The organism is Nocardia speluncae NBRC 108251, assembly GCF_001613245.1.
Lineage (GTDB): Bacteria > Actinomycetota > Actinomycetes > Mycobacteriales > Mycobacteriaceae > Nocardia > Nocardia speluncae.
In genome coordinates, this window is the sequence record NZ_BDBZ01000035.1 from 150,971 (window position 1) to 171,618 (window position 20,648).

General features: G+C 67.4%; 21 protein-coding genes and 1 tRNA gene. 16 read left to right on the plus strand and 6 right to left on the minus strand.

What is annotated here, in order from left to right; genetic code table 11:
• The first annotated feature begins 221 nt into the window (after window positions 1–221).
• From NS6_RS25580 to NS6_RS25620, 9 genes are all read left to right on the plus strand, one after another.
• A complete protein-coding gene (locus tag NS6_RS25580) occupies window positions 222–1,787 on the plus strand; it encodes a sensor histidine kinase (RefSeq protein WP_245669506.1) in 1,566 nt (521 codons plus the stop codon).
• Window positions 1,784–2,200, plus strand: a complete 417-nt coding sequence (locus NS6_RS25585) for a roadblock/LC7 domain-containing protein (protein ID WP_068046519.1) — start codon at window positions 1,784–1,786, stop codon at window positions 2,198–2,200. Before NS6_RS25580 ends, NS6_RS25585 begins: the two co-directional genes overlap by 4 nt.
• Entirely contained in the window at window positions 2,197–2,556 is a 360-nt protein-coding gene (locus tag NS6_RS25590) for a DUF742 domain-containing protein (RefSeq protein WP_068046989.1), read from the plus strand. Before NS6_RS25585 ends, NS6_RS25590 begins: the two co-directional genes overlap by 4 nt.
• Complete coding sequence (locus NS6_RS25595; RefSeq protein ID WP_068046522.1) at window positions 2,537–3,160, plus strand: GTP-binding protein; 624 nt, start codon at window positions 2,537–2,539, stop codon at window positions 3,158–3,160. The genes NS6_RS25590 and NS6_RS25595 overlap by 20 nt, the downstream gene beginning before the upstream one ends.
• A complete protein-coding gene (locus NS6_RS25600) occupies window positions 3,157–4,440 on the plus strand; it encodes a cytochrome P450 family protein (RefSeq protein WP_068046526.1) in 1,284 nt (427 codons plus the stop codon). Before NS6_RS25595 ends, NS6_RS25600 begins: the two co-directional genes overlap by 4 nt.
• The gene (locus NS6_RS25605; RefSeq protein WP_068046529.1) at window positions 4,437–5,672 is read left to right on the plus strand and encodes a cytochrome P450 family protein; all 1,236 of its coding nucleotides are present in this window, start codon (window positions 4,437–4,439) and stop codon (window positions 5,670–5,672) included. Before NS6_RS25600 ends, NS6_RS25605 begins: the two co-directional genes overlap by 4 nt.
• Before the next feature lie 186 nt (window positions 5,673–5,858).
• Window positions 5,859–6,632 (plus strand): DNA repair protein RecO, encoded by a 774-nt coding sequence (gene recO, locus NS6_RS25610; protein WP_068046533.1) that lies wholly within the window; start codon window positions 5,859–5,861, stop codon window positions 6,630–6,632.
• A gap of 169 nt (window positions 6,633–6,801) precedes the next feature.
• The gene (locus NS6_RS25615) at window positions 6,802–7,611 is read left to right on the plus strand and encodes an isoprenyl transferase (RefSeq protein ID WP_068046536.1); all 810 of its coding nucleotides are present in this window, start codon (window positions 6,802–6,804) and stop codon (window positions 7,609–7,611) included.
• On the plus strand, window positions 7,608–8,033 hold the full coding sequence (locus tag NS6_RS25620) for a hypothetical protein (protein WP_068046539.1): 426 nt from the start codon (window positions 7,608–7,610) through the stop codon (window positions 8,031–8,033). Before NS6_RS25615 ends, NS6_RS25620 begins: the two co-directional genes overlap by 4 nt.
• Here the strand turns inward: NS6_RS25620 and NS6_RS25625 are convergent.
• Entirely contained in the window at window positions 8,015–8,650 is a 636-nt protein-coding gene (locus NS6_RS25625) for a TetR/AcrR family transcriptional regulator (RefSeq protein WP_068046992.1), read from the minus strand. The genes NS6_RS25620 and NS6_RS25625 overlap by 19 nt on opposite strands.
• A gap of 105 nt (window positions 8,651–8,755) precedes the next feature.
• On the opposite strand from NS6_RS25625, the gene NS6_RS25630 reads away from it, so the two are divergent.
• The gene (locus tag NS6_RS25630; protein ID WP_068046542.1) at window positions 8,756–9,733 is read left to right on the plus strand and encodes a hypothetical protein; all 978 of its coding nucleotides are present in this window, start codon (window positions 8,756–8,758) and stop codon (window positions 9,731–9,733) included.
• Window positions 9,734–9,818: 85 nt separating this feature from the next.
• On the opposite strand, the gene NS6_RS25635 is transcribed toward NS6_RS25630, so the two are convergent.
• Window positions 9,819–10,259 (minus strand): Fur family transcriptional regulator, encoded by a 441-nt coding sequence (locus NS6_RS25635; RefSeq protein ID WP_245669507.1) that lies wholly within the window; start codon window positions 10,257–10,259, stop codon window positions 9,819–9,821.
• Between the two features lie 3 nt (window positions 10,260–10,262).
• A complete protein-coding gene (locus tag NS6_RS25640) occupies window positions 10,263–10,613 on the minus strand; it encodes an ArsR/SmtB family transcription factor (protein WP_084471436.1) in 351 nt (116 codons plus the stop codon).
• A 357-nt stretch (window positions 10,614–10,970) separates the two neighbouring features.
• Here NS6_RS25640 and NS6_RS25645 point away from each other — a divergent pair, with 357 nt between their 5' ends.
• Both NS6_RS25645 and NS6_RS25650 read left to right on the plus strand, forming a co-directional pair.
• Entirely contained in the window at window positions 10,971–12,356 is a 1,386-nt protein-coding gene (locus NS6_RS25645) for a glycine--tRNA ligase (RefSeq protein WP_068046999.1), read from the plus strand.
• 212 nt (window positions 12,357–12,568) lie between these two features.
• Window positions 12,569–13,246: an MBL fold metallo-hydrolase gene (locus tag NS6_RS25650; RefSeq protein WP_068046545.1), complete on the plus strand. Its 678-nt coding sequence runs from the start codon at window positions 12,569–12,571 to the stop codon at window positions 13,244–13,246.
• A gap of 52 nt (window positions 13,247–13,298) precedes the next feature.
• Here NS6_RS25650 and NS6_RS25655 read toward each other — a convergent pair whose 3' ends face one another.
• Window positions 13,299–14,201: a cutinase family protein gene (locus NS6_RS25655; protein ID WP_084471438.1), complete on the minus strand. Its 903-nt coding sequence runs from the start codon at window positions 14,199–14,201 to the stop codon at window positions 13,299–13,301.
• Between the two features lie 309 nt (window positions 14,202–14,510).
• Entirely contained in the window at window positions 14,511–15,545 is a 1,035-nt protein-coding gene (locus NS6_RS25660) for a DUF6508 domain-containing protein (RefSeq protein WP_068046546.1), read from the minus strand.
• Window positions 15,546–15,818: 273 nt separating this feature from the next.
• Between NS6_RS25660 and NS6_RS25665 the strand changes: the two genes are divergently transcribed.
• The 3 genes from NS6_RS25665 (at window position 15,819) to dnaG (ending at window position 19,886) form a co-directional block, all read left to right on the plus strand.
• Entirely contained in the window at window positions 15,819–16,517 is a 699-nt protein-coding gene (locus NS6_RS25665) for a YdcF family protein (protein ID WP_068046549.1), read from the plus strand.
• A 64-nt stretch (window positions 16,518–16,581) separates the two neighbouring features.
• Window positions 16,582–17,826 (plus strand): deoxyguanosinetriphosphate triphosphohydrolase, encoded by a 1,245-nt coding sequence (locus tag NS6_RS25670; RefSeq protein WP_068046552.1) that lies wholly within the window; start codon window positions 16,582–16,584, stop codon window positions 17,824–17,826.
• Between the two features lie 137 nt (window positions 17,827–17,963).
• On the plus strand, window positions 17,964–19,886 hold the full coding sequence (gene dnaG, locus NS6_RS25675) for a DNA primase (protein WP_068046556.1): 1,923 nt from the start codon (window positions 17,964–17,966) through the stop codon (window positions 19,884–19,886).
• A 5-nt stretch (window positions 19,887–19,891) separates the two neighbouring features.
• Here the strand turns inward: dnaG and NS6_RS25680 are convergent, their stop codons facing one another.
• On the minus strand, window positions 19,892–20,140 hold the full coding sequence (locus tag NS6_RS25680) for a hypothetical protein (RefSeq protein ID WP_068046559.1): 249 nt from the start codon (window positions 20,138–20,140) through the stop codon (window positions 19,892–19,894).
• A gap of 207 nt (window positions 20,141–20,347) precedes the next feature.
• Between NS6_RS25680 and NS6_RS25685 the strand changes: the two genes are divergently transcribed.
• A tRNA-Asn gene (locus tag NS6_RS25685) sits at window positions 20,348–20,420 on the plus strand.
• Window positions 20,421–20,648 lie beyond the last annotated feature (228 nt).

Sequence of the window (20,648 nt, forward strand, 5' to 3'; positions counted from 1 at the left end):
CTTTTCGATTCTGAATGTTGGCTGAGGTTTGACCTGCCCGGGTAGCGCTGGTTGGACTAGGCCGATAAGCTTCGGCCCCGATACCCGGATTCGTCGGAGCGAAACCACTTCTCGCCCGACGATTCGGTAACGGGGCACGACGGGGTGCCGGATGCAGGCTCGTGGTCGAGTCGGCAGGACTTGGCGCGAGCGGGGGTACCCGACTTATGTACGAATCGGTGATGGCGGGCCGTCCGGGTGGGCCCGGACCGGCGAACCGGCGGCAATGGGTGGCCCCCGCGCTCGCGCTGGCGATCTCGGTGACGGCCGGCGTCGGACTGGTCGCCGGCGCCATGCTCTCCGTGTCGCCGCCGGATCGGATGCTCACGGCCATATGGATTTCCGTCGCCGTCGTCGGCGCGTGTACCGCGATCACCACCGCGGTGTACGTCCGAGGGCTGTTCGTGACCGAACAGCAGCGCCGGACGGAAACGGCGGACCTGCTGGCCCGGGCGGAGGCCCGGGGCGCGGCCGCCGAACAGGCCGTCGCCGTGGAGAAGGAGGCCACCGCGGCCGTTGAACGGCGCCGGTCGGTGGCCGTCGCGGCGCTGGCGAACGCGTCCGGCCGGATGCAGGCGATGACCACCAGCATGCTGGCCGAACTGCAGGACCTGGAGCATCGATACGCCGACCAGGCCGTACTCGCCGATCTGCTGAAACTCGACCACGCCACCGCCCAGGCCGGTCGCCTCGCCGACAGTATCGCGATCCTCAGCGGTGCGCGCACCGGCCGGCGCTGGGCCAAACCGATTGTGCTGGAACGGGTGCTGCGCGCGGCCATCGGGCGGGTCGGCGGTTATCAGCGGGTGCGGATGCGGGCCGTCGCCGAGATCGCGATCGCCGGGCACGCGGCCGAAGGTGTTATCCACGCCCTGTCCGAACTGGTCGACAATGCCTGCCGGTTCTCGCCGCCCACCACCGAGGTGCATATCTACGCCGCGGAGATCCCGGCGGGTGTGGCGGTGACGATCGAGGACAGCGGCCTGGTGATGAGCGAAACCTCGCTGCGCCGGGCGCAGGCCACGGTCTCCGGGACGGAGGCCGGGACCGAGGGGCTGTCGTCGCTCAACGGCACCCGGTTCGGGCTGGCGGTTGTCGGCCGGCTCGCCCGCAAACACGGACTCACCGTCAGTTACCGGCCATCGGCCATCGGCGGCACCGCGGCGGTGGTGATGATCCCCCGAGACCTCACCGCCCGCATCGAACCACCGGCCACCCCGGCATTACCCGCCGGGCATTCGGCAGAACAGCCGGGATTGCCGCCAGGGGTGTCCACCGGCGGGTCCGATACCGGGTCACGCTATTCGACCGCACCCCTGTCCGCGGACGGCGTCCCGGATACCCATGCGCACCGCGGCGCGGGCTATCCGGCGCAATCCCCGTACACCTCGGGCCGCCATCAGGTCACGCAGTACACGTCGGGACAGTTTCCGGCGCCGATATCGGATATTTCGGCGGTCACCACGACGGTCCTGCCCAAACGGCGCCGGGGCAGCACCCTGGCCGCAGCCCACCCCGAAGGTCTGCCCGCCCGGCCCGATCTCGACTGCTTCGACGGTTCCGCACAGGAGGACACTGCCGCGAAACACCGATCGACGGCCGCGGCCATGGGGGCGTTCCAACGCGCGGTCACCGGTCGGGCGGAGGAGGACCCGCAGCCCTTCGGCGGACCGATCGGGTCGCCCGGTAACGGCGCCGCGCGACCGGCGCGTCATTCCACGACAACCGACTGGGAGAACGATCGATGACGACATCGGATCCGGCGCAACTGGATTGGCTGCTACAGCGGCTGCTGAGCGAAACCGCCGGTGCCCGGCACGCGGTACTGCTCGCCGCGGACGGTATCCAGATATGCCATACCGCCGGGTTGTCGATGGATCAGGCCGATCGGCTCGCCGCCATCGCCTCCGGTGTGCAGGCCCTGGCAGGTAGCGCCTCCGCGGAGTTCGGCAACGGCCGCGGCGGGGTGCGGCAGTCGATGACCGAATTCCACGGCGGGATCCTGTTCATCGTCGGTGCCGGGGCGGGCGCCCAGATCGCGGTCCTCGCCGATGACGACGCCGATGCCGGTCTGGTCGGCGGGCAGATGGCGGCGCTGATCGAACAGGTCGGGGAGTATCTGTCCGCACCGCCGCGGGGGAGTAGAGCGAGACTGCTGTGAACCGCCCCGGCCGCGACGACGAACCCGACCGTTTCTACACCCTCACCGGCGGCCGCGCCGCCCCCACCACCGAAGAATTCGATCCGGTCACCCTGGTGGTCAGTGAATGCGTGCCCGCACCGGCGATGCAGCGCGAACACGTGGCCATCCTGACCATGTGCCGGCAGCCGACCGCCGTGGTGGAGATCGCCGCCGAACTGCGGCTGCCGATCGGCATCACGACGGTTCTGGTCGCGGATCTGCTGCACACCGGCAAGGTCACCGTGCGCCATCCCGAGCTCGCCGCGGGACCCTACGGCGACACATTCGATATCGACATGCTCGAGAAGGTGCTAGTTGGACTCCGTAGCCTTTGACGACCGCCCCACCCGTTCTCGTGTGCCCCTGGCCGGTTCGGTGCGGCACGGCCTGAAAGTCGTTGTCGTCGGCGGCTTCGGGGTGGGTAAGACGACGATGGTCCGCTCGGTGAGCGAGATCCAGCCGCTGGACACCGAGGCGGTGATGACCGATGCCGGGGCCGGGGTGGACGATCTATCCGGGGTGACCGGGAAGTCCACCACCACGGTCGCTTTCGATTTCGGGCGGATCAGCGTGTCCGGTGAATACGTGCTGTACGTGTTCGGCGCCCCGGGGCAGGAGCGGTTCTGGTTCCTGTGGGATCGGCTGTTCACCGGTGCGCTGGGCGCGGTGGTACTGGTGGACCCGCGCCGGATCAGTGATTGCTGGTACGCCATCGACCGGCTCGAATATCAGGGCACCCCGTTCGTGGTTGCGTGCAATTCGTTCGACCCTGTCCCGCCGCTGCTGGACGAGGTCCGTGATGCCCTCGACCTGGACCCGCACGTTCCGTTGTTCGGCTGCGACGCGCGCTCGCGGGATTCGGGCAAACGGGTCCTGATCGGGCTTGTCGAGCACCTCATCGAGCGGCAGGCCCCGGCCGGGCTGGAGGTGCGACCGTGACCGGTCTCGAGTACAGCGCCGGCGCGCCTGCCGCGAGTTGCCCAGCGGCGCAACCGGGCGCGGTCCGGCTCGACGGCCCCGGATTCCACACCGATCCCGCGATGCTCTACACACGTATACGGTCCGAGCACGGCCCGGTGGTGGCGGTGGAACTCATCGGCGGTATCCCGGCGTGGCTGGTGATCGGCTATCGGGAACTGCATCAGGTCACCACGGACGGAATGTTGTTCCCGCGGGATTCGGCGCTGTGGAATCAGTGGCCGGCGATCCCGCCGGATTGGCCGCTGCTGCCGATGGTGGGCCGCCCGCAACCAGGGATCTACTTCACCGCGGGCGCCGCACACGCCCGGCATGTGGCGCTGGTGGAGCCCGCGCTGGAATCGGTGGACCCGTTCGCGCTGCGCAGCGCCTGCGAGAAGCTGGCCGACGGCCTCATCGACCGGTTCTGCGGCCGTGGCCACGCGGATGTGGTCACCGAATTCGCCGAGCTGCTCCCGGTGCTGACCCTGGCCTGGATTCTGGGCGTACCCGAAGCCGATGGGCCTTATCTGGCGCAGACCATGCAGGTGCTGTGTGACGGCGGCACCGAGGCCCCGGCCGCCTACCAGCGTTTCGTCGAGTACATGCAGCAGCTACTGGTGCAGAAAAAACTCCGGCCGGGTCAGGATCTGGTGTCGCGGATGCTTGCTGATCCTGTCCCGTTCGCCGACGAAGAGTATGTGCTGAATATGCAGTCGGTCACCGCGGCCGGGCATCTGCCGACCGCCGACTGGATCGGTAATTCGATCCGCCTCATGCTGGTCGACGACCGGTTCGCCGCCGCGTTCGGAGCGGCCCGGCACAGTATCGGTCAGGCCATGACCGAAGTGCTCTGGGAAGATACGCCGACCCAGATCCTGGCCGGCCGCTGGGTCGCGCGCGATACCCGGCTCGGTGAAGCACTTGTCCGTCGCGGCGATATGTTGCTGCTCGGTTTGGCCGCCGCCAATTCCGATCCGCATATCCGCCAGTACACCGGCGACGGCGCCGACCCCGCGCATTCCGGTAACGCCGCCCATTTCGCTTTCGGGCACGGCGAATACCGCTGTCCGTTCCCGGCCCAGCAGATCGCCGAGATCATCGCGCGCACCGGTATCGAGGTCCTGCTCGACCGGCTGCCCGATCTGGACCTGGCGGTTCCGGGGGAGTCCCTGGTCCGCAGGCCCTCCCCCTTCCTGCGTGGGTTCACCTCTCTTCCTGTCCGTTTCACTCCTGTTCCCGCCGTTGGAGGTGGCTCGTGAGCCGGCAATGCCCGCATAGCGCGGCCCTGACCATCGACCCCATGGTCGCCGATCTCGCGGGGGAGACCCGCACCCTGTGCGCGGGCCCGGAGCTCACGAAGATCGACCTGCTGGGCGCCCCGGCGTGGAGCATCACCCGGCACAACCTGGCGCGGCAACTCCTCGGTGACACGCGCCTGGTCAAAGATCACACACAGTGGAATCTGTGGCAGTCCGGCGCGGTGACCCGGGAATGGCCGCTGATCGGCATGATCGACGCGGGCCGCTCCATGTTCACCGTCGACGGTGCCGAACACCGCCGGCTGCGCATCAAGACCACCCGTGCGCTGGCCCCGCGCCGCCTGGGTGCGCTGCGGCCGAAGATCGAACAGTTCACCGCCGAACTTCTCGACGATCTGGCGAAAGCCGGTGCCGGCGGTGTGGTGGATCTGAAGCAGGTTTTCGCCTACCCGCTGCCGATGCGGGTGGTCAGTGAACTGATGGGAGTGCCGCGCACCGATCACGCCTACCTGCTCGAGGCGTACAAGAAGTTCTTCTCGCTGCTCACTCCGCACGACGAGCGGATGCGGGTCTTCGCCGAACTCGACGACTACTACACCGGCCTCATCCGCGCGAAAACAGCGAACCCGGCCGACGATCTCACCTCCGATTTCATTCACGATGTCGCCGCCGGCGAAACCCCGCTCACCGAGGAAGAGGTGCACGGCAACCTCAAGGCGCTGGTGGCCGCCGGTCACGAAACCACCGTCAGCCTGATCGTCATGACCACCCGCGCCCTGCTCGCTCATCCGGAACAGCTCGCCGCGATCCGGGCCGGGCAACGCTCCTGGGAAGAAGCGATCGAGGAGACGCTGCGCTGGGACGGTCCCGTCATCCATCTGCTGATGCGCTTCGCCACCGAGGACATCACCGTCGGTGATCTCACCATCGAAAAGGGCGACGGTGTGGTCATGTCCTATCGCGCCATCGGCCGTGACCAGGGCCTGCACGGCGCCGATGCCGACACCTTCGATATCACCCGGCCGACCGCGAACCGCAATATCTCCTTCGGCCACGGCCCGCATATCTGCCCCGGCGCGGCCCTGGCCCGGCTGGAGGCCGCCATCGCCCTGCCTGCCCTGTTCGACCGCTTCCCCGACCTGCGTGCCGATATTCTCCTCACCGAACACGGCAACCTCCCTGTGCTCACACAGAACGATCCCGCCGCCTTCCCTGTCCACCTCGGAACCTAGAACCGGGCCGAGCCGCGGGACAACCGGAGGCGTTCTCGTAGCGGTCGTCCTTGCACGTCGGATCGGGTCGTCCGGCCCGACATCCCGGCGCGACCGACGGCCGGTGCCGAGTCTTACGAGGCCCTTGGAGGTTTTGACCAAGGGGGGCCAAAACCCGCGGCGCCGCAGGCGACGCATAATAATGCAGTGCAGTTGTACAGGGACCATGCGGTGGTGCTGCGCCAGCACAAGCTGGGCGAAGCCGATCGTATTGTCACGCTGCTGACCAGGCAACACGGGATTGTGCGGGCCGTCGCGAAAGGGGTGCGCCGCACGAAGTCGAAGTTCGGTGCGCGGCTGGAGCCGTTCGCCTATGTCGATATCCAGCTGCATCCCGGTCGCAGCCTCGACACGGTGACCCAGGTGCATACCGTGGAGGCATTCGCGACGGCCATCGTCGCCGACTACGGTCGCTACACCACCGCCTGCGCGGTCCTGGAAACCGCCGGACGCCTGGCCGGGGAGGAACGTGCTCCCGTCCCGCGGCTGCACACCCTCACCGCGGGTGCCCTGCGCGCGATCGCGGCCGGTGAACGCCCCCACGAACTCGTTCTCGACGCCTTCCTGCTGCGCGCCATGGACTACGCCGGCTGGGCCCCCGCCATCGACGAATGCGCCCGCTGTGCCACCCCCGGCCCGCATCGTGCGTTCCATATCGGTGCCGGTGGCGCTGTCTGCGTGCACTGCCGACCGGCCGGCGCCGCCACCCCGGCTCTCGCGGTCTTCGATCACCTGCTGGCCCTGCGTCACGGCCGCTGGGATCGGGTCGCGGATATCCCGGAATCGGCCCGCCGCCAGGCCAGCGGCCTGATCGCGGCCCACTTGCAGTGGCATCTGGAACGCGAGTTACGCACCCTGCCGCTGATCGAACGTTCTGTCGGTGGCGCGGCATCCGGGGTCGCCGGGCCGGCGACCCACTGACACTGCGTGTTCGTTCCGCTGATCAGTTGCGAAGGTTCGGCCTGCTCGATTCATGCGTGTACCACTACCGCTGTGTCTCGTTGGGCCGCCGCTCACTGCACGTGCGAACCGGCGTCCGGTAAGAACCCGCTCAGGTCGGTGTGGTCCGCGCACAGTTACTCTTTGAACCGTGATCCTGCGTCGTGACTCTGCCGGTTCGGACGCGTCCGCCGGTGCTCGTACCGTCCGCCCGCCGGCACCGCATCCCTCGGGCGCCACCCCGCCCGATATTCCGCGGGAGCTCCTTCCCCGGCATGTCGCGCTGGTGATGGACGGCAACGGTCGCTGGGCGCAGGAGCGGGGACTGCCGCGGACCGCCGGTCACGAGAAGGGCGAGGCCGTTCTCATGGACACCGTCGAGGGGTGTATCGAGATCGGTGTGAAGTGGTTGTCGGCGTACGCGTTCTCCACCGAGAACTGGCGGCGCAGCCCCGAAGAGGTCCGGTTCCTGATGGGCTTCAACCGGGATGTGATCCGGAGACGGCGCGACGAGATGCACGAGATGGGGGTGCGGGTGCGCTGGGCGGGGCGGCGGCCGCGGTTGTGGCGCAGTGTGATCAAGGAACTAGAGGTCGCGCAGGAGCTCACGCAGGACAACACCGTGATGACGCTGACCATGTGCGTGAACTACGGTGGTCGTGCCGAGATCGCCGATGCCGCACGGGAAATCGCTCGGCGGGTGGCCGCGGGGGAGGTGGATCCGGAGAAGGTGAACGAGGCCATGCTGGCCCGGTACATGGACGAACCGGAGATGCCCGATGTGGATCTGTTCCTGCGGCCCTCGGGCGAGTATCGGAGTTCGAACTTCTTGATCTGGCAGTCCGCGTACGCGGAATTCGTCTATCAGGACACCCTGTTCCCGGATTTCGACCGCCGCAATCTATGGGAGGCCTGTATGGAGTACGCGCGGCGGGATCGCCGGTTCGGTGGTGCCAAATGACGTCCGAGACCGGATCGGGAGCCGTGGCCCCCGATATCGAACTGAAGGCGCGCGCCGGCGCCGGCCTGGGCCTGCACGATATCGATATCCGGGTCGATACCGATGGTTCCTTGCGGTTCGATTTCCACGGTGCCCTGTGCTCGCTGAGTGCGTTCACGCTGACGCCGGGCCTGGATGTGCTGTCGCTGACCTGCGTGCTGGCCTGGGACCGCCCGCTCAAACCGCAATTGCACAAGCGGGTGGCGGAGCGTAATGCCGCGTTGCAGTTCGGGTCGATCGCGTTGATCGCGCACGAGAAGCTCGCGGACGTGATCCTGCGTTACACATTCCCAGCGGCCGGCCTGGACGATCAGGCGCTGACCACCATGCTGCTGCTGGTACTCGGCGGTGCGGGCGAGGCGCGTCAGGGTTTGCTGCCCTGACCATCCGCTCCGGTGCTCAGCGCCGGGCCGTACGGGAGCAGGGTGGCGACACCCTGGACGTACTGCTCGTTGGACAGATCTCCGATGACCAGATGCTGCAACACGAACCCGGGAAGCAGACCGAAGAGTGCCGCGGCCACCGCATCGAGGTCTGCATCGGCCGGGAGCCAGCCGTGTTCGCGCATACGTTCCGCATAATCGCGCCACATCGCCCGGATTCCGGTCATGGTCTGCTGGACGGGGCCGGCGGCGTTGTCGTCGGTCAGGGCTAGCGACCAGGCCAGGGGAGCCAGCCTCAACCGGCCTTCGGGACCGCTTTGCGCGGAGATCCACACGGTCATATCGGCCACGAGTTCCGCCGGTGTCGGCAGGGGTTCGCGGTGGATCGCCTCCGACATCCGGCCCCGGATATCGCCGGATGCGGTGGCGGCGAGGGCGACGACGATCTGGTCCTTGCTCTTGAAGTACCGGTAGACCGCTCCGGCGGAGAGACCGGATTCGGTGAAGACATCCTGCATGGATGTCTGGTGGAAGCCCTTGCGGATGAAGCAGATCCGGGCGGCATCGAGGATCTGCTGCCGTCGGCGTTCCAGGTGTTCCGCACTTACTCGGGGCATGTTCATAAACTAAAACGAATATTCGTTCTTGACAAGTCGCGATAGCCGGTGGGACGGTGGGCTCACCGTTAAAAGAACGAGCCTTCGATTTCTGGGGAGAACGTCATGAACGTCATCCAGCGCGCCGTCGCCATCGGGTTGGGCGCGGCCCTCCTCCAGGCGCTGATGCTGATCGCCTTCGCCTGGCCCGCGACCAATATCGCCCCGCGTGACCTCCCGCTGGCCGTCGCCGGGCCCCAGGCCGAGATGGTCGAAGCGCGGCTGGCCGGCCAGAGCCCGGGCGCCTTCGAACTCACCACCGTGCCCGATGAGGCTGCGGCCCGTGCGGCCATCGGCAATCGCGAGGTCTACGGCGCGATCGTCACCGGAAACGGCGCGCCGAGGATGCTGGTCGCCTCCGGTGCCAGTCCCGCAGTGGCCCAGCAGCTCACTCAGATCGGACAGCAGATGTCCGGAACGCCGCCCATCCAGGCCGAAGACGTGGTCGCCGGGGATCCCGACGATCCGCGCGGCGCGGGCTTCGGGGCGATGGCCTTGCCGCTCGTGATGGCCGGGATCGCCGGGGGAGTTTTGCTGACCCTGCTGGTCCCATCGGCCGCCGGGCGGATCGCGGGGGTGTTCACCTTCGGTATCGCGGGCGGCCTGCTGAGCATGCTGGTCACCCAGACCTGGTTGTCGATCGTGCCCGGCCCCTATCTGGAGCTGTCGCTGGTCGCGGGCTTGGTTTCGTTCGCCGTCGCCGGCACCGTCACCGGTCTGGCCACTGTGATCGGCCGCGCCGGGATCGGGATCGCGGCACTGGTGATGCTGCTGATCGGCAACCCGTTCTCCGCCGCTACCTCGGCGCCGGAACTGCTGCCGCAGCCGTGGGGGACGATCGGCCAGTTGCTGCCCCCGGGAGCCGCGGCGTCGCTGATCCGCTCGGTCGCGTTCTTCGACTGGGCGGGAGCGCAGGGCCCGCTACTGGTGCTGGTGGGCTGGGCTGGGCTCGCGCTGGTACTGCTCGGCCTCGGCGTCCTGCGGGACAGCCGCCGTTCCGAGACCGTGGCGGGAGATCCGGCGGCGGTGCCGGTACCCGCCTGATCCGGGCTATCCGCGAACCATGCAGCCCGCTGCCCGTCGACCGGGGTAGCGGGCTGCATGGTTCGGTATCACCCCGGCGGTCGGGTCAGCTCCGGACCTCGGCGCAAGAATGGCAGGTGCCGAAGATCTCTAGAGTGTGGCTGACCTCGGTGAACCCATGGTCGGCCGCCGTCCCGGCGGCCCACTTCTCGACAGTCGGCCCGGCGACCTCGACCGTCCGTCCGCAGTGCCGGCAGACGAGGTGATGATGGTGCCCGTTGGAGCACTGCCGATACACCGACTCCCCGTTGTCCGTGCGCAGCACGTCCACTCGCCCGGCGTCGGCGAGCGATTGCAGCGTCCGGTAGACGGTGGTCAGTCCGATACCCTCACCGCGCCGGCGTAGCTCGTCGTGTAGCTCCTGGGCCGAACGGAACCTGTCGATATCCTCCAGGAGCGAGGCGATCGCATTGCGTTGCCGCGTGGTGCGAATACCGACTGCTTTCTGTCTGGTGGTCCCTTTCGCGGTGACCAGGCTCTCGGACACGAATTACCCTTCTTCTTCGGCGTGCGCTACTGCGTCGACCACGATATGCGCCAAGTGGTCGTCGACGAGTTCGTACAGGACCTCGCGGCCCGAACGCTCGCCGTGCACTACCCCGGCCGATTTCAAAATTCGTAAATGCTGGCTGACCAGCGGTTGTGTGACACCGAGGGCATCCACCAGTTCGTGCACACAGCGCGGCGACTCCCGCAGTTGTAGCACGATGGCGATACGAACGGGGGCCGCGAGCGCGCGCAGCAGCTCACCGGCGTTCTCCAGCACCGTGCGGGCCGGGATCGGGGCCGGTGCGGGGGAGCGGTAGGGGTTATGGGCGTCGGCGGCAGTATCGGTTGTCATGGTCCACTCCTTATTGGAAACCGGTCCCATTTTGATATGCATGGATACGCATGTCAAATGTCCACGCCGATGCGGGTGCGTAATCCCTTCGCGTGGGTGGACAGGCGATACCTCCGCCCTCCGCTCCGGCATGCCGGCAACCCGTCCACACCGCCGCGGCGGGTTGGTCCTCGGCGACACCTCCGCCCCCGCTCCGGCCGCGCGCGGACTGCGGATGGGCTGCGCCCGACAGTGCCCATTAGGCTGTACCCGATCAGCGGTTCACGCCCGGACAACTGCCGTGGCGGCCGCGATCACGTGCGCCCGATCCGGGCAGCGTAACTACTGGCGATTACGTAGTGGATGGAGAGTTCTCGCGTGGCACCCAAGTCGAAGGTGGACACCGTTGCCAACCTCGCCAAGCGCCGGGGGCTGGTGTACCCGTGTGGTGAGATCTACGGCGGTACCAAATCGGCGTGGGACTACGGTCCGCTGGGCGTCGAGCTCAAGGACAACATCAAGAAGCAGTGGTGGCGCTCCATGGTCACCGGCCGTGAAGACGTGGTGGGCCTCGACTCCTCGGTGATCCTGCCCCGGCAGGTCTGGGTGGCCTCGGGGCATGTGGAAACCTTCTCCGACCCGCTCGTGGAATCCCTGTACACCCACAAGCGCTACCGCGCCGACCATCTGCTCGAGGCCTACGAGGCCAAGCACGGTCGCCCGCCGGCCAACGGCCTGGCCGATATCAACGATCCGGAAACCGGCCAGCCCGGCAAATGGACCGAACCGCGTAACTTCTCGGGTCTGCTCAAGACCTACCTCGGCCCGGTGGACGACGAAGAAGGCCTGCACTACCTGCGCCCCGAAACCGCGCAGGGCATCTTCGTCAACTACAAGAACGTCGAAACCACCGCGCGGAAGAAGCCGCCGTTCGGTATCGCCCAGATCGGCAAGAGCTTCCGCAACGAGATCACCCCCGGCAACTTCATCTTCCGCACCCGCGAATTCGAGCAGATGGAGATGGAGTTCTTCGTCAAACCGGGTGAAGACGCCGAATGGCACAAGTACTGGATCGACACCCGTTTCTCCTGGTATACCGACCTCGGTATCGACCCGGAGAACCTGCGCCTGTTCGAGCATCCTCTGGAGAAACTGTCGCACTATTCGGCCGGTACCACCGATATCGAATACCGCTTCGGCTTCACCGGTGGCGAATGGGGTGAGCTGGAAGGTATCGCCAACCGCACCGATTACGACCTGTCCACCCACGCCAAACATTCGGGTGTCGACCTCAGCTACTACGACCAGACCTCCGAAGAACGCTACGTCCCGTACGTGATCGAACCTGCGGCCGGTCTGACCCGTTCGCTGATGGCGTTCCTGGTCGACGCGTACGCCGAGGACGAGGCCCCGAACGCGAAGGGCGGCGTGGACAAGCGCACCGTGCTGCGGCTGGACCGCCGGCTCTCCCCGGTGAAGGCCGCCGTGCTGCCGCTTTCGCGCAACGCCGACCTCACACCGAAGGCCAAGGATCTCGCCGCGCGGCTACGCCGGAACTGGAATATCGAATTCGACGATGCCGGTGCCATCGGCCGCCGCTACCGCCGGCAGGACGAAATCGGCACTCCGTTCTGTATCACCGTCGATTTCGATACCCTGGACGACCAGGCCGTGACGGTCCGCGAACGCGACTCGATGTCCCAGGAGCGCATTGCCCTCGACCAGGTGGAGGGCTACCTCGCGCAGCGGCTGCTCGGCTGCTAGAGCGCCGGCCGGCAAGGACAGTGCCGGCGCGACATACAGACCACCTACGGTCCACGCTGTCGCGCCGGCCTTCGTCTCTGCGCCGGATCCGGTATGAGCTCCTTCCTTATCGGCTGACGGATTCCGAACAAACGACCGTCGCGGGAGGCTCTGCTGCCGACCGCCACCGGTCCCGGAACCGGTGTACGGATGATCATGGCTAGCATCGGGGTGTGATCACCGTCGAAAAGACCTATACGGGACATGTCGAACCGGGTGGCCCCGCGCAGCGCCGGGAGGTTCCGGGCGCCCGGATCACCAAGATGTCGGTCGGCCCGATGAACAACAACACCTACCTGGTGCAGTGCGCCGCCACCGGCGCGACATTGCTCATCGACGCCGCCAACGACGCGGACCGCATCGTGGAATTGGTCCAACAGACGGCCCCGGAAGGGGTCGGCCTGATCGTCACCACCCATCAGCATCCCGACCACTGGCAGGCACTCGCCGCCGTCGCCGCGGCAACCGGTGCGCCGACCGCCGCGCATCCGCTGGATGCCGAACCGCTGCCGGTCGCCCCGCACCGGCTGCTGGCCGAGGGAGACAGCGTCGCCGTCGGCGACCTCACGCTCGAGGTGATCCATCTGGTCGGGCACACCCCCGGCTCGGTCACACTGGCCCTGACCGACGATTCCGGCCGGACCCACCTGTTCACCGGGGACTGCCTCTTTCCGGGCGGTATCGGGAAAACCTGGCGCCCGGAGGATTTCACCACCCTGCTCGACGATGTCACCGCCAAACTGTTCGGCCGTTACGGCGACGATACGGTCGTCTACCCCGGCCACGGGGACGACACCGCCCTCGGCGCCGAACGACCGCAGCTGGCCGAATGGAAGAGCCGCGGCTGGTGACCAGATGCCGACGGCCCGGCCGGAATGCGGCCGGGCCGTAACGGGTGTCCCGTCAGGCGGCGGCGACGAGCTGTTGCCGCAGCCAGGTCAGGGCCGTGGCGCCGCCGGCCACCCCGTAGCTCGGGTAGCTCTGGTGGATGCCGGATTTCACGAAATCGTCGATCTGCTGTTTACGCTCCTCGTAGGCGGCGCCGTTGAGCTGGTCGTGCAGCAGGCCGATCCCGCCCGCGGCCAGCGCATCGTTGAGCAGTTCGGTACCCAGCGAGTGATAGTTGCCCAACTGGGCCGGATCGCCATTCGAGACCTGCGCGAAGAACCCGGCGATCCGGGCGGCGAAATCACCGTCGGGGGTGGAGCAGTACAGGTCGCCCACCGCGCAGAAGGTGTAGGTGCGGTTGCTCAGCCAGCCGAAACCCGTCAGCCGCGGGCCGCCCGCGCCGGCGCCGGGCACCGCTGGGCCGATCAGGTTGTCGGTGGGGGAGCGGCGCGGATCGGCGATCAGCCCGACCAGGGCGACCCGGTCGGCGGGGACAACGCCCAGGCCGGTACCGATCTCGGAGGCGAGGTCGCCGGCAGCGTCGGCTCCCTGACTGTAGCCGAGCAGGGCGAACCGGGTGTTGGCGCAACGCCGCGAGACATCCGAGATCAATCCGCGCGCGCCGGCGACGGCCTCGTTCTTGGAGCGCCCGTAGACCTCACCCTCCCACGGGAACGCGGTCGCCGTATAGGCGACGTAGTCGGCGTACGCGCCGTTGGGCAGGCCGTCCGTGACAGCGGCGAGCATCCCCTTGCCGGGGTCCTCTACCGAGGTCTCCCAGGTTCCGGGGATCGCCACCACATACAGTCCGGGGCAATGCGCCGGGGCCGCATGGGCAGTCGTCGTGGCCACCGCGGGGGCAAGGACAGTGGCGAGGGTTATCGCCAGACCGGCCGCGGCATTCTTCCATCCAGGCATCGTGTACTCCATATGCTCACCGAGACGGCCACGGGCCGTTCACCTGTTCCCAGGATTCCCAAAACTGTTCAAAGGCATGCCGCATCGTTGCGACTTGACGCATAAGTAAGGGCGGATCCGTGGTCACCGGGGAACGGCTGGTGACGCAGCAGACCTCGCCGACGAACAGCCAACCACAAATTGCCCGTATCGGCAGCACAATCTACCGGTGTTCGACCGTGATCTACGGGATATTCACCGTGCGAAGGCGGCTCGTCGCCGAATTTGTCCGTTAGATCCGGTTTTTCGGTCGGTCGTGCGCACGGGAACTCAGCCGACGGGCCGGCCCAGTATTTCGGTGACCTCCGGCTCGGAGCGCCCGCCGTCCGGGTAGTGCCGATAGCGCTCCCACCAGCTTTCGATCAGCCCCAGACCGGCGTCGAACTCAGGTCCGGGGGCCGGACCTCGGGACCGGGGTCCGAACAGCGGCATCCAGGGCTTTCCCGAGGTCTTCACCTCTACCCGCCAGAACAGGCCACGTTTGATCTTGCGGATCGATTCGATGGTGTGCCACGGATACTCGGTGGTGAGGATTGCCCGCGTGGTAACCCCATTCGGCGTCATCTGTGTCCGCCCGTGGCGCCCGGCGTAGCGGATCCCCGCGCCGCCACAGAACGTCGCCAGTCCCAGCAGTCCCAGCAGGACTGTCTGCACTGTCTGCCCTGGCGGGAAAGAGGCCGGAGGAATCAGCGACAGCGCCAGGCTCGCGGATACGAGCAGTAGCAGAAGGCCCCCCGTGATCAGGAAGAACCAGGAATAGATGGCAAAAAACGCGGTCCGGAAGTAGAACACGTGCTCGTAGGTGCCGCCGGGAGCGGTGGGACGGGTGACCGGGAGGGATGCGGCTGGAAGCGGGCCGGCTTCCGGGCTGTCGTACCACGCGCGCAGTCGGTGCAGCGCGGCGCGGAACGTGCCGTCCGCGAGCTTGTCGACCAGCGCGTTGTCGTAGAAGCGTTCGCTGCGCACTGCGAAGGTCAGCAGCCGTGCGACGTCCGCGATCGTGGCGGTCTCGAGGCCGGCGCCACCCGGATATGCGTTGCCGCCTTCCCATTCCCGCCAGTCGAACACCACGATGACATCCGCCGCGTACAGCGCGGTGCACACTCGTACCAGGGCCGGGCTGTGTTTCGGATAGGGAAAACCGAGGGAACCGTCCGGCCGGCGATCGGGAACGACGAGCCTGGCGTGCAGGCTATCCGTATCCGCCAGTAGATCGTCCATCGCCGTGATCAGTTCGCGCCGCGCCGCTGGTGTCGCGGCCCGCAACGCCGCGACGATCTCGATATCGCTGGGACCCCCCACCATGACGGAGAGCTTACTGCGGGACCCGGTGGCCGGCTCCGGACACGGGTACCGCCACCATCCGGCGAATCCGATAACGATTCGGGCGCCAACGTCGGCCCGATGTGCCCGGTAGTGCGAGGATTTCGGTGTCGCTTGCGATTGCCGAAACGGTGGTAACCGATATAGCCGACCGCCTGAACAGGGTGAACGGTATACCGTTCGGGTAGCTCGGTGATTGCCGGTTCGGGGTCCGTGCTGCCCGGCGCCCGGAACCTGCCTGGCAGACTTGTCGATGTGACTTGGGCTCCCGCGCGTACACGACCGGACTCGCGTGCCGATTCCCGCGCACCGCGCGGGATCGGTGCCGCGATTCTGCGCTGGGCAGGCCGGCTGATCAGCGGCGCGGTGGTACTGGGGCTGGTCCTTCTGCTCGGGACCGCGGTGCGGGTGTGGCAGGTCGCGCGGATCGAGGACTACACCCGGGCGGACGCCATCGTGGTGCTCGGGGCCGCTCAGTACTCGGGCACCCCGTCGTCGGTGTTCGAGGCACGGCTGTATCAGGCCGAGCAGCTGTACGAGCAGGGTGTTTCGGATCTGGTGATCACGGTCGGCGGGAAACAGGAAGGCGACCTCTACACCGAGGCGGCGTCGGGGAAGATGTACCTCACGGACGCGGGCCTCCCCGCGGACGCGGTGCTCGCCGTGGAGACCGGGTCCGACACCCTGCGCAGTATCGAAGCGGTGGCGGCGGCAATGAAAGAGCGGGGGCTCGAATCCGCCGCCCTGGTGAGCGACCCCTGGCATTCTCTGCGCACCCGCACCATGGCCCGCGACGCCGGACTCGACGCGTGGACCGCGCCCACCCGCACCGGCCCCGCCGTGTACACCCGCGAATCACAGGCGCACGGGATCGCCCGGGAGACCGCAGCCCTGCTCTGGTACCAGCTCACCCATTTCTCGGCGGACGATTTCAGCTACACCGCCGGTCGATAACGCTTCACCTGCCGGTGCTGCCGGACACTCCGCAACGTCACACCCTGGTGGCAGACTTGGTGCGATGACCTACACCGAGCACGACCGGGAACGCCTGGTCACCGAGGCCCCCAAAACGGCCGGCCTGGTCGAGGCCGGCGCCGGCGGCAACGGGCACCGCAGCGAATTCGCGCGCGACCGCGCCCGGGTGCTGCATTCGGCCGCGCTGCGCCGCCTGGCCGATAAAACGCAGGTCATGGGTCCCCGCGAGGGCGACACCCCGCGTACCCGGCTCACTCATTCCCTGGAGGTCGCGCAGATCGGGCGCGGTATCGCCGACGGACTCGGTTGCGACCCCGATCTGGCCGAACTCGCGGGCCTGGCGCACGATATCGGCCACCCGCCCTACGGGCACAACGGGGAGAAGGCACTCGATATCTTCGCCGCCGAGCACGGCGGGTTCGAGGGCAACGCCCAGAACCTGCGCATCCTGACCAGGCTCGAACCGAAGGTCCTCGATTTCTACGGTCACAGCGCCGGGCTCAACCTCACCCGCGCTGCCCTCGACGCCTGCATCAAATACCCGTGGCAGCGTATGGCGCCGGGCGGCAAATTCGGCGCCTACGAGGTGGATGCCGACAGGCTGGCGTGGGTGCGCAAGGACGCCCCGGAACGCCGGCCCGCACTGGAATGCCAGGTGATGGACTGGTCCGACGATGTCGCCTACTCCGTGCACGATGTGGAGGACGGGATCATCGCCGGCCGGATCGATCTGCGCGCACTGGCCGACCCGGTGGAGCGGCTGGCTCTGGCCGAGCTGGGGCATGTGCAGCATCGCGCGCTGTCGGTCGACGATCTGGTCGCCGCGGCGCAGCGGCTGTCGGGATTGCCGGTGATCGCCGATGTCTTCCACTACGACGGCACGCTACGCAGCTCGGTCGCGTTGAAGCGGCTCACCAGTGAACTCGTGGGCAGGTTCGCGAACGCGGCGGTGGTCACCACGAAGGAGGCCGCGTCCGGTCCACCGGCCCGCTATTGCGCCGATCTGCTGGTGCCGCCCGTCGCCGCGGCCGAGGTCGCGATGCTGAAAACCGTCGCCCTGCGCTATGTCATGTCCGATCCCGACCACAAACTCCGGCAGGCCGCCCAGCGCGACCGGCTGATCGCCGTGGCGGAATATCTGCTGGCCACCGGTCCGGCCGCGCTCGACCCTCTCCTGCAACCGTGGTGGGACGCCGCCGCAGACGACACCGCCCGGGTGCGGGTGATTGCCGACCAGATCGCCTCCTACACCGAGAGCCGGCTCGAACGCGTCGCCGCGCAGCTGTGAAGCGCCGGTGAGTTCGCGCGCAGGGTGCTCGGGTCCCGGACTGTGCTTGCCGGCACCCGGGACGCAGCGCGGCGTTGCCCCTCCGCAGACTGTGCACGGCCGGAGCGGAGGCGGAGGGATCGCCTAGACTCGTTCCCGTGACCGGACGAATACCAGCTCGCGATATCACCACCATTCGGGAGCGCGTCCGGATCGAAGACGTGGTCGGCGAGTATGTGGCCCTCAAACGCGCCGGAGCCGATTCGATGAAGGGTTTGTGCCCGTTCCACGACGAGAAATCGCCGTCCTTCCACGTCCGCCCCAACCATGGCCTGTTCCATTGCTTCGGCTGCAACGAAGGCGGTGATGTGTACGCCTTCATCCAGAAGATCGAGCACATCGGTTTCGTGGAGGCCGTCGAACAGCTCGCCGACAAGATCGGGCACCGGATCGACTACGAGGGCGGCGGTCCCTCGGTGCAGCGCGACCGCGGGACCCGCTCCCGGCTGGTCGCCGCCAATGCCGCCGCGCACGAGTTCTACGTGTCCCGGTTGCGCGGCCCCGACGCCACGATGGCCCGCAAATATCTCACAGACCGTAATTTCGACGAGGCCGCCTGGACCCAGTTCGGCTGCGGTTACGCCCCCGATGGCTGGGACGCTCTTACCAAACACCTGCTGAGCAAGGGTTTCGAATTCAAGGAGCTGGAGGCGGCGGGGCTTTCCCGGCAGGGCCGCCGCGGCCCGATCGACCGTTTCCACCGGCGGCTCCTGTGGCCCATCCGCAACCTCGGCGGCGATGTGATCGGTTTCGGCGCGCGCAAACTCTTCGACGACGACACTATGCCGGGAAAGTACGTCAACACTCCGGAAACGTTGCTGTACAAGAAGTCCCAGGTGCTGTTCGGTCTCGATCACGCCAAACGGGAGATCGCCAAAAGTCATCAGGCCGTGGTCGTCGAGGGGTACACCGACGTGATGGCCATGCACCTGGCCGGAGTGAAAACCGCCGTCGCCGCCTGCGGCACCGCATTCGGCGACGATCATCTGGGGATCCTGCGCCGCCTGCTGATGGACGATAATTTCTGGCGCGGTGAGATCATTTTCACCTTCGACGGTGACGCTGCCGGACAGGCCGCCGCCCTGAAGGCGTTCCTCGGTGATCAGAAGGTGGCCGGGCAGACCTATGTGGTGGTGTCGCCGGACGGCCAGGATCCGTGCGAGATGCGGCAGCACTCCGGTGACGCCGCCCTGCGCGATCTTGTGGCCCGCCGGGAACCGCTGTTCGATTTCGCACTGCGCCAGGAGATCGCCAAACGCGAGGACAGCCGCACCCGCGCCCTGACCTACGACAGCCAGGTCGAGGTGATGCGCTGGGCCGTGCCGATCGTCGCCCAGATCAAGGACCACGGCCTGCGGAAACGCTATACCACCCAGCTCGCCGAATGGACCGGCTGGCAGGACCCGCAACTCGTCTACCGCCGAGTCGACGAGGAGGCCCGCAAGTTACGTGGCGCCGCTGCGGCACCCGCTCGTGCACCCAGGGTGGAGCACACCGGACCCACGCCGCCGGCCGCCCGCCCCGATCCGCGAGACCCGACACTGCGTTCCCAGCGCCAAGCCCTCGCCGCCGGTCTCCAGTACCCGGAAATCGCCGGCCCGGCGTTCGACGCCCTGGAAACCGACGCCTTCACCCACCCCGGCTATATCGCGGTACGCACGCTCATCGCCGAGGCCGGCGGCGTCTGCTGCGGTCTCTCCGGTGCCGACTGGATCGCTGCGATCACCGACCACACCGACGACCTCACCCTGCGCGCATTGGTCTCCGAACTGGCCAGTGAACCGCTGCCGGTGAAAACCAGCGGCGATATCCCGCGTTTCATCACCGGCGTCCTCGCCAGCGCTCAGGCCGCGCTGGTGGGACGGCAGATCGCGGAACTGAAATCCCGCCTGCACCGCGTTTCCTCCACCGACGACCCGGACACCTATATGGCACTGTTCGGCGACCTGGTGGCACTGGAGCAGTACCGTAAGAGCCTGCTCGATCAGGCCATGGGCAGCGGCGAATTCGCCGCCACCTGAGTGGGCTAGCGACGCCGTAACTGGTCATGCGGCACCAGCATCGTGGTGCGCTCGTCCAGCGGCTCCATGGGTTCGAGCTTGGGTTGGGTGCTCAACTTCTCCGATAGCCGCTGCCGGCTCACGTTCACCAGCTTGCGGGTCACCGGGCTTCCCGCGACGGCCCGCGCACTGGCACTGATCTGCTCATAGCGCGCCCGCCCGGCCTTACTGCCCAGCACATAACCGGCAGCGATACCGATGATCAACCGCAGCATCTTGGGTCGAGCTCCTCCCAGTAGTCCGTGCTGCCCCATCCTGCCCGACCGCACCGACACCTGTCGATCCGACTCCACCGCAGCCCCGCCGCTCGCACCCACTTTTTGCCCCGACCACCGAGCTCGACCCCGCGATTTGGGCCCGCGCCCACCCATACGCTAAAGTTTCACCTCGGTCAGCCCGGTACGGGCGAGGCCACGGAACAATCCCCTATAGCTCAATTGGCAGAGCAGCCGACTGTTAATCGGCAGGTTACTGGTTCGAGTCCAGTTGGGGGAGCAGACGGCCCCTTGTCCTGAACACCGGCACGAACCCCGGGCCTGCCGACGGCGCCGAGTCCGTTCGGGCACACCGATCACCTGGCAAAATCTCGTGGTCGGCATGCCCGCAGACACGCAGATCACCTCGAGGTCCGCAAAGGGCCCAACCGGCCCTCCGCGGACTTCTTCCACACCCGCGCCTGCAGATGCGCCTCCCCGGGGCCTGGGGCAGATCCTCGATCTCGGC